General features: G+C 39.9%; 7 protein-coding genes and 2 pseudogenes. 4 read left to right on the top strand and 5 right to left on the bottom strand.

From position 1 onward, the window contains the following. The 5 genes and pseudogenes from DWY55_RS21285 to DWY55_RS21265 form a co-directional block, all read right to left on the bottom strand. Window positions 1–753, bottom strand: a complete 753-nt coding sequence (locus DWY55_RS21285; RefSeq protein WP_034523133.1) for a YjbH domain-containing protein — start codon at window positions 751–753, stop codon at window positions 1–3. Between the two features lie 127 nt (window positions 754–880). Next, window positions 881–2005, bottom strand: coding sequence for an OmpA family protein (locus tag DWY55_RS21280; protein ID WP_117589371.1), 1125 nt, complete (start codon window positions 2003–2005; stop codon window positions 881–883). A gap of 42 nt (window positions 2006–2047) precedes the next feature. Further along, entirely contained in the window at window positions 2048–2965 is a 918-nt protein-coding gene (locus DWY55_RS21275) for a DUF3869 domain-containing protein (RefSeq protein ID WP_005827850.1), read from the bottom strand. Between the two features lie 13 nt (window positions 2966–2978). Beyond that, window positions 2979–3962: pseudogene (locus DWY55_RS21270) on the bottom strand (hypothetical protein); the annotation flags it as partial. Window positions 3963–4417: 455 nt separating this feature from the next. Further along, a complete protein-coding gene (locus DWY55_RS21265) occupies window positions 4418–4621 on the bottom strand; it encodes a hypothetical protein (RefSeq protein ID WP_225982718.1) in 204 nt (67 codons plus the stop codon). 205 nt (window positions 4622–4826) lie between these two features. Between DWY55_RS21265 and DWY55_RS21260 the strand changes: the two are divergent. From DWY55_RS21260 to DWY55_RS21240, 4 genes and pseudogenes are all read left to right on the top strand, one after another. Continuing rightward, a pseudogene (locus DWY55_RS21260) lies at window positions 4827–5967 on the top strand (tyrosine-type recombinase/integrase). A gap of 342 nt (window positions 5968–6309) precedes the next feature. Continuing rightward, on the top strand, window positions 6310–7557 hold the full coding sequence (locus tag DWY55_RS21250) for a hypothetical protein (RefSeq protein WP_117879234.1): 1248 nt from the start codon (window positions 6310–6312) through the stop codon (window positions 7555–7557). Window positions 7558–7570: 13 nt separating this feature from the next. Then, window positions 7571–8446, top strand: a complete 876-nt coding sequence (locus DWY55_RS21245; protein ID WP_117681622.1) for a DUF3869 domain-containing protein — start codon at window positions 7571–7573, stop codon at window positions 8444–8446. Window positions 8447–8486: 40 nt separating this feature from the next. Continuing rightward, window positions 8487–9139: porin family protein (locus tag DWY55_RS21240; RefSeq protein WP_133303497.1), on the top strand; the 653-nt coding region annotated here is incomplete at its 3' end.

Here is a 9139-nt window from a genome sequence, read left to right as displayed (position 1 = left end):
TTATTTCAAATGAATTTTGTATGTCAGCCCTCCCGTGAAATATTTCATCCTCTGCATTTCGACCTGCACATGCAGATGCTTGAACAGCAGATAAGTGGCTCCCAAAGCAAAGTCCTTGGAGTCGTACTCCGCTATCACCCTCAACTGCGGATGGAAGGAGGGATTGTAGGTGACACCCAGTGCAAAGCCATTCAGTTTGTACTCCTTGCGGTTGTTGTAAAGGTAGGAAAGATGGACACCGATCTCCTCCTTACCCACAACGGGTATATGCTTGGAGGCGGCAATATAGAAACGGCTGTAATAGCCGTTACCTTCCGTGGTGCCTACCTGGCCGCCGCCGGAAGAAGTGAACGGGTCGGACGTCCCCAGCACGACAGCCGGCATGTATTTCCAGAACTGCCCCTCCTTCAACACACGCAGACGGGCGGAAAAGTAGCGGTCCTGGTTCGTGAATCCGCTGTACCCGTATGGCTTCAATCCCAACGCCTCCGCCTTGAAGAGCGTACACGTGTAGGCCACTTCCAGAAAGGGGAAGATGGTGACGTTCAGGAAGTAGTTGTAGGTATGATAGTACCAGGTGGGCGGTGTGAGCTCCTTGTTCAGGAAGTTGCCGCCGACCATGAAAGTCTTGTCGCGCTGCATCTCCGCAGAGGGCGCATGCAACAGCCCGGTTGTACCATACGTCAACTGGGAAAAGGCCGAAAGGGAAAGGCTGCAAAACAGAACAATAAAGAATAGCTTAAACTTCATCATCACATATAAATTCAGTCGCTGATAAAAAATGGGTTGCTTTATAACATACATCGGACATAGTACCAAAAAAAGGCGTCTGAGTCCCAGACGCCTTCATTTTTAGAGTCTATTTGTCACTTGGAGTGTATTATTCCAGGATAACTACGCGGTTCAGGAAGTTCTTACCGAACATGTTTTCAGTACCACCGAATCCTACGAGTTCAAGCTGGTCCTTGTCAACACCCTGAGCAATCAAAGCGTCGTAAACAACCTGGGCACGCTTTTCGGACAGCTTCTGGTTCCAAGAAGCGCTACCGGTAGCCTTGTCTGCATAACCTGCAACTTTGTACTTCTTGTCCGGATTAGCCTTCAGAATCTTGGCAGCCAGTTCGATGTTAACCTTGCCATAGTCGTCCAGACGGGCGCTGCCAATCTTGAAGAAGATGGCACGCGGACCGGCAACTTCAACTTCCTTGGTCACTTCCTTAACTTCAGGTTTAGCGTTGGCCAGTGCATTCTTGCAGTTAGCCAGGTCAGCCTGAGCCTGAGCCAGTTCACTTCTATATCTGTTGATTTCCGCATTGACTGCGTCTTCGTCAATCTTAGAAACCGGAACGAACTTCTTACCGCCGAAGATGTAGCTAACACCTGCGGTCAGCATACCTGTACCTTCAGCCTTGCGATGGCTGCTGATATTACCGAAAATGGACGGAGCGATGGCACCGCGAGCTTCTACGTCAATGGTCCACTTGGTGTTGATATTGAACTTCAAGCCCAAACCGGCAGAAGCGCCTACACGTGCTCTAGCCTTTTCATCTCCATCAGGAATCATTGTTCCATCGTTTTGAATCAGCACATTTGCTGACTTTGCAACAGTTACTTGAGGACCCAAGAATCCATAAACTTCAAAGAAACGGTTAGGATTAACGCCTGCGAACAATGTAGAAAGATTGATCATTGCATCAATGTTACCACCAAAGTACGTCTTATTGTGTTCCCAATATGAGTTATCCAGACACAAGTGCTGAGTAACGCCATTGAACTGGGCACGTACACCCCATGTCGGAGTAATCAACTTACCAACTGATACGCTGAAATGCGGAGCCAATTTATTGAAACCATCATTGTTGATAGCGTGGACACCACCACCTACACTCACGAAAATATTATCGCTCCATTTCGGAGTGTAGTAGTTCGTTTTTTCTTGTGCATTCAGATTTGCTGCACAAGCGCCTGCTAATAATAAGGAGGCTATTACTAATTTACTTTTCATTATTCCTTTAGTTTAAAATTAAAATAATAACTAAAACTATTATTATTCAGCAGCACCGTCACCACCACCGGCATTGTTACCATTGCCATGACCGTGACCATGACCATGTTCAGTTGAAGTAAAGACTGGATCTACAACAGTCTTAACTACCTTCTTAATCTTTACATTAGGAATAGTGTACAGTTTGCCATCCACCACTGTAGAGATTGTATTATCAGAAGTTTCGTATTCTGTAGTAGTCTTCAAAGTTACAATAGTATAAGCAGGAACTGTTACTTTCTTAGTATAAGTTACATCTGTGATACCCGGGCTATATGATTTAACCAATGCTTTCAACACCTTTTTTACTTCATCATCAGACAATCCTCTAGTTATAGGCATAGCATCAATCGATGCATTTACAGCAGCAATATTAGTAACTTCTTGTCCAACTTTTGCTGTATATGGCAGATCCATTTCTTTTTCTTTACTACTTGTATTTTCACCACCTTTTTGTTCTCCTCCAACTTCACTAGGGGTAATAGTTTCCTCATCCTGATCAACAACAACATCTTCAGCAGCATTCAGTTCTTGTTGCAAGAAAATACTTACCGGAATCAAAGCAAATTGTCCTTTATTCAAAGCAGGAACAGTAGCTTGGCCTTCTCCAGACAGATACTCGTCTTTTGTAGCTGCAAAAGTTCTTGTTGCAGCAGCAATCTTTCCATCTGAACCAGCTTCAATTACGAAAGGATTGCTAGTAATAGCAGCACCATTTTCTGTAATGCTTGCACCATTTATGATAGAACCATCTGATAAATCATATACAGTAATAGCAACAGTAGCACTTGCAGGGTCCAATTCTACAGGCGCAACATTGAATTCTTCTTTTTCGCAGCTTGTGAACATCACACTTGTCAAAGCCACTGCCGCCAATGCTAATTTAGCATTTACGCCACTTAAAAAAATTTTCTTTTTCATCTCAATTAATTAATTAAAAATTTAACAATTCTGACTTAATAAAATATGGGTTAAAACTATTTCTTTCCATTATATTATCACTTGCTTCTGCCTTATAGTCCTTATAATAATACCTTTCATTACCCGCATTATAAGCAATGCCCATGTTAGTAGAAGTATTCACACGTGGGATATGCCCCCTTCTTTTATATTTGTATGGAGGCAATGCCACTTGAAACCGAAATCCTCCATTTGCTTTGGCATGCTCCGCCTTCATCGCATAAAAGCCTATCGAACAATAGCGGAAATGACGGATCATTTCAAACCGAACCCCCTTTTCCTTCAACAAATACTGTTCAGCCTTCAGTGTGAACAGTGTATTAAATCGTGGCCAATAGAAATTTCCACCCAAAGACCACGTCATACGCCATAATGAAGGATCATATTGGAACCTAAATCCGTCCCAACGTCCAGCTCCCGTATATCCTATTCTTGCCAACAAAGAAAAACGTTCATCTTTAAAGGGGCGAAAGAAATCTACATCAGCACCATATCGGTTACCACTAAAATAGCCTACAGAGAATTTACCAAAAACATTATAAGGCAACCTGAAACGTTGTGAAAGAGTTAGGAAACCCGGATGAACCTTTCCTTCCCGAGCTCCATATCCATCATTATAAACCGGTATCTTCACTTGTGCTGTGGCTTTCATCCCCTTCCATAACGAAATTTCTATTGCAGGGCTCAAATCAAATAGAATTTGATAAATCTGCGTAATAATCACGTTCTTGAAAGAGAATTCCGGATACACCAATATATCAATCTTGAACAAAGAACTATTTTTCAACTTTATTTTTCGTGCATTTTTCCAAGTATCACCCAATTCATAGCTTACATTCCAGTCATCACGTTCTGCTTGGAGCACCGAATCTCCCTTTATGGGATGATAATAAAGAGAAATCTGGGGTACATTATTATCCAGAACTATTATGCGGCATGACTTTTCTTCCGGTACACCTGCTAATAAATGGGCTTTCTATCTAAAACACAGACAATCCTTGGCTTCTCTCTCTTTGTTTGTCTGCTGTTGCATAGGGGATTAATGATGCCTAACGGCCATGAACAACTCTGCTAATGGTCGTCAAGCGATTGCTTTATGGCCGTAAGCAGGGTTGTTCATGACTGTTAGGCGTCACTAACCCCAAGACTTTTCGGATGAAGTACGTAGCCTGCATCTATTGTGGATAGGGCGCAAATGTATTGTACAACAACTTAAAGGACATTAGACGGCATTATTCATAGCCATGAGTTAGAAATCATCCGCTTGAATGGCTCACTCTACCGGTACCTTTCATAGTCCCTGCGGAATGATGCGTCCTACCGCCCAACTCGATATCCACCGATTTCGTAGAAGAGCAAGCTCGAAAATGCAGGAAAAACGAACTGATTGATTTATGTAGCTCTTACGTAATATTATGCTAGTAAACAGGTGGTTACTGCAAAACCTCGGCGTTTCAGGCAGGTGGAAGCAAAATTTGCTTCCACCTTTTCGGCTTGCTTCCACCGCAGGGCAAATGCCGATGGATAGGGGAATGCAGAAGGTGGGTGGAAGTGTGGAAGCAAAGTGATGGAAAATAAATTTCCAGAGAAAGTTTCCGCCGCCATAGCAATAGCCACACTCTTGATAGTTTAATTGTTACTGGCTTATTATTATATTTGTTCTTTCAGTAACGCTGTGCCCTATACTGTAAATATTTGATAGTTAATAAGGTAATTATAAAAAAAGACAAGAGTGATAGAACATGAAAGCAATTTGTAGGATTGATTTTTGTTACTGCTTTGTTACTACTAATAATAAACTGTATGTTTTTATTTAAAGAATATGAAAAAGCAATTGAATTTAAAAGAGCCAATAAAGGTGAGAACAAAAAAATTGGTTAATGGATGCCAATCCATATATCTGGATATTTATATGAATGGAAGGCGGCAATACGAATTCTTAAAGTTGTATATTATCCCTGAACATAATCAAGCTGATAAAAAAAGAAATGTCGAGACGCTAAATTTGGCAAATGCGATAAAGGCTCAGAAGATTTTGGAAATATATAATCAAACTTACGGATTTAATCATAACAGATTGTCCAATATGAAGCTGACTGGCTATATGAAATTAATAGCAGAACAAAGTGTGAACAATAGAGTACGGAAAAGTGCCATACATGCCGTTGTATGCCATTTGGAAAGATATACTCCGAATGGAATATTGCTAAGGAAGGTGGACAAGACTTATTTGTTGGGTTTTATAGATTACTTGAAGAAAACAAAACAAGAACATTGTAAGAAGGAAAAGACATTGCATGTTAACACCCAATTCTATTATTTGAAAACGCTGCGCTACTGCTTGAATAGGGCCGTCTCTGAAGATTATATAACTGTTAATCCGATGAATAAGATAAAGAACGAGGACAAACCAAAACGTAATCGAACAGAAAGGGATTATCTTACTAATAAAGGAATTGACCAGATTGGTTCATACTCCTTTTTATAATACCTTATTAAGGAAAGCATTTTTATTCAGCTGTTTTTGTGGATTGAGGCATTGTGATATTATTGCATTGAGATGGGAAGATATACGCTATGATGAAAATGGCAATGCACTATTGAGTATTATTCAGAAGAAGACGAAAGAAGCCATATCGCTTCCACTCTGTTCGGAAGCCATAAAACATCTGCCAGACAGAGGAAATGCACCAGAAACGGAAAAGGTGTTTGCCGGATTGGTCTCACTGGGGAGAAGTAATGTAATTTTACACAAATGGGTTGAACAAGCTGGGATATCAAAGCATGTAACATTTCATTGCAGGCGCCACACACATGCAACAATGATGCTGACACTGGGAGTAGATTTATATACGGTCTCCAAACTATTGGGACATACCAATATACAAACAACACAAATTTATGCAAAGCTTGTAGATGAAAGTAAAAAGAAAGCTATTGATTTAATTCCTAATATATCATAGGGGTTGGTTAAATGCGAAGTGCAATTTGTCATTCTCTTTAATTCTTGCAGATATTTCTTCTATTTATCCTTTTTCAGAGAAAAGTGAATTAGCAAAAACATCTGAAAAATGACTATTTGGCACAAAAAACAACATTCTGTATAGTAATTATGCACAGCTATATTAAGGATTTTAAGATAGCTAATATATTTCATATAAACATTCTGAGTATTTGTTGGGGGCTTTTGAAGAAAAAACAACATTATTTCATTTTTTCATATAAAAATCTTTGGTATTATTAAAAATGTGTCTATTTTTGCAGCATATTTTGTGTTATACGAACACAAAAAATGGTTGAAAAAGATGAGGTATAAAAACTCTAACATAAGAAAGTGCCTAAATACTAAAACAATAGCACTGTGTGCAGCGTTCTTTTTATACTGTTTGCTCCCTTTAAAAGGGATTTGCCAAACGGGGGAAAGTACTGTAGATGCTTTAGTGGAAATGGGATTTGAAAATGTTGGATGGACAGAAGATGGCAATGAACGTGTGTATGTTCTGCAGAACTCTGCATATCGTTTGCAAGGCGTAGGCATAGGCAAAGCGGTGGATGTTATTCAAAAGATGGGTTTACCGGAAGAAAAGTCATGCCGGATAATAGTTCTGGACAATAATGTACCTCAGATTTCTCTTTATTATCATCCCATAAAGGGGGATTCGGTGCTCCAAGCAGAACGTGATGACTGGAATGTAAGCTATGAATTGGGTGATACTTGGAAAAATGCACGGAAAATAAAGTTGAAAAATAGTTCTTTGTTCAAGATTGATGTATTGGTATATCCTCAATTAGCTTTCAAGAATCTGGTGATTACACAGATTTACCAGGTCTTGTTTGATTTGAGTCCTGCGATAGAAGTTTCGTTATGGAAAGGTATGAAATTAACGGCACAGTTGAAAATACCGGTTTATAATGATGGGTATGGAAGGTTTGAAGATAAAGTTCATCCAGGACATATTACAATTTCACAGCGTTTTAGATTATCGTATAATGTGTTTGGTAAAGTGACTGTGGGATGTTTTAGTGCTGACCAATATGGAGTGGACGCCGAATTTTATCGCCCTTTTAAGGATGAACGCTTTTCCTTAATGGCTCGGATTGGGTATACAGGAATGGGATATTGGAGCGGATTTCGCTATGTATATGATCCTTCGACAGCACTTGTTACTTGGTCTTTGGGCGGTAGCTTTTATTGGCCGCAATTTAACACTCAGTTTAATCTGAAAGCAGAACAGTATTTATTGAAGGAGAAAGGTGTTAAATTTGAAATGATTCGCCATTTTCGCTATTGTTCGATTGGTTTCTATGCAATGAAAGCAGAACATGCAAAGATGAATGGAGGCTTCCGATTTCAAGTGGCATTACCTCCTTATAAATATAAAAGGAAAGGATATATACCTCGTGTGAATACCTCTGCTAATATGGGCATTGTTTATAATGCAGGTAATGAAAGGTACTATTATAGACAGTATAAAGCGGAAGTTAGTGACAATATAATGGAAGAAAATAGTTTTAACCCATATTTTATTAAGTCAGAATTGTTAAATTTTTAATTAATTAATTGAGATGAAAAAGATTAAATTCTTAAACGGCATAAGTGCAGTATTTGCGTTAGCCGTAGTAGCTTTAGCTACAACTTTAACTTCTTGTGAGAAGGAAGAGTTCAACGTTAATGTAACTCCTACTAATGCACAAGCTGTTATTAGTCCGATTGTGCTTGCTATAGAGGATGGTGTTACTACAGATGTAACTGGCCAAGCCACTATCGCACCTGCAGAGTTGACATTTACTGGTAATCCTACTCTGGCTACTAAGAGTGTTGATGTTACAGCTTCTTATAATGGTTTGAGTGCAACTGTTACAGTTAAGGTTCCTGCTTTGCAAGCTGGGCAATTTGCTACTCTGACTCCGACTATCATTCTTCAGGAAGAAGATGCTGAGACTAAGATTGTAGCAGAATCTACAAAACTTGAACCAGTAACGGATCCTAAAGTTAAGACTTGGGATAACTACGAGCTTTATTGGTTTGACATTCCATCATTCCCTTATGTAGTAAAAGAAGGTGCAAAAGTAGGTGCAAAGAAAATCAATACAACTGATCTTATTGAACGCGCAGCTATTGAATCTTTCTTTAACACGCTTGAGAATACATATGAGGAAACGACAGTAACAACACCGGAGAATAAGTATAAAGTTTATGCTAACTCTAGAACAACTGCATCTATTACTTATACTGTTGTAACAACTGAATATAAAGTAGTGAAGAAGGCTGTAACAAAAGCTGAAACAGAGCCTTTAGCTTCTATTGAAGTAGATGATTATACAACTTCTACACTGTTTGTTCTTGAAAATCAAGATATTCCTGGTCACGGTCATAGCCACGGTCATGGTCATGGTCATGGTGAAGGCAATGCCGGTGGTGGTGTTGGTGAACTTGATTAATAGAAGTTTTAGTTGTTATTTATCTTAAACTCAAGAGAAAATGAAAAGTAAATTAATGATAGCCTCCTTACTATTGGCAGGCGCTTGTGCAGCAAATCTGAATGCACAGGAAAAAACGAACTACTACACTCCGAAATGGAGCGATAATATTTTTGTCAGTGTAGGTGGTGGTATCCACGCCATCAACAATGACGGTTTCAATAAGATTGCTCCGCATTTCAGCGTGTCAGTTGGTAAGCTGATTACTCCGACTTGGGGGGTACGTGCTCAGGTAAACGGTATTACTCAGCATTTGTGTTTGGATGATGCATACTGGGAACACAACAAGACTTATGTAGGTGGTAACATTGATGCAATGATCAATCTTTCTACATTGTTTGCCGGTGCTAATCCTAACCGTTTCTTCGAAGTTTACGGTTTCTTGGGACCTCAAATTTCTGTAGCAAAATCTCAAAATGTGGATGTTACAATTAGTGCTGACGGTACTTCGCAGTCTATGGCTCCTGCCGGTGAAGCTGAAATGCGTGCACGTATCGGCGCTTCTGCCGGTTTGGGCTTGAAGTTCAATATCAACACTAAGTGGGCCATTGACGTAGAAGCTCGCGGTGCCATCGCTCCGTCCATTTTCGGTAACATCAGCAGCCATCGCAAGGCTGAAGGTACAGGTATGCTGACCGCAGGTGTTAGCTACAT

It is taken from the genome of Bacteroides sp. AF25-38AC, from assembly GCF_003602995.1.
Classification (GTDB): Bacteria; Bacteroidota; Bacteroidia; order Bacteroidales; family Bacteroidaceae; genus Bacteroides; species Bacteroides uniformis.
Note: the sequence above shows the minus strand (reverse complement) of the source record. Positions and strands in the feature narration are given on the sequence as shown.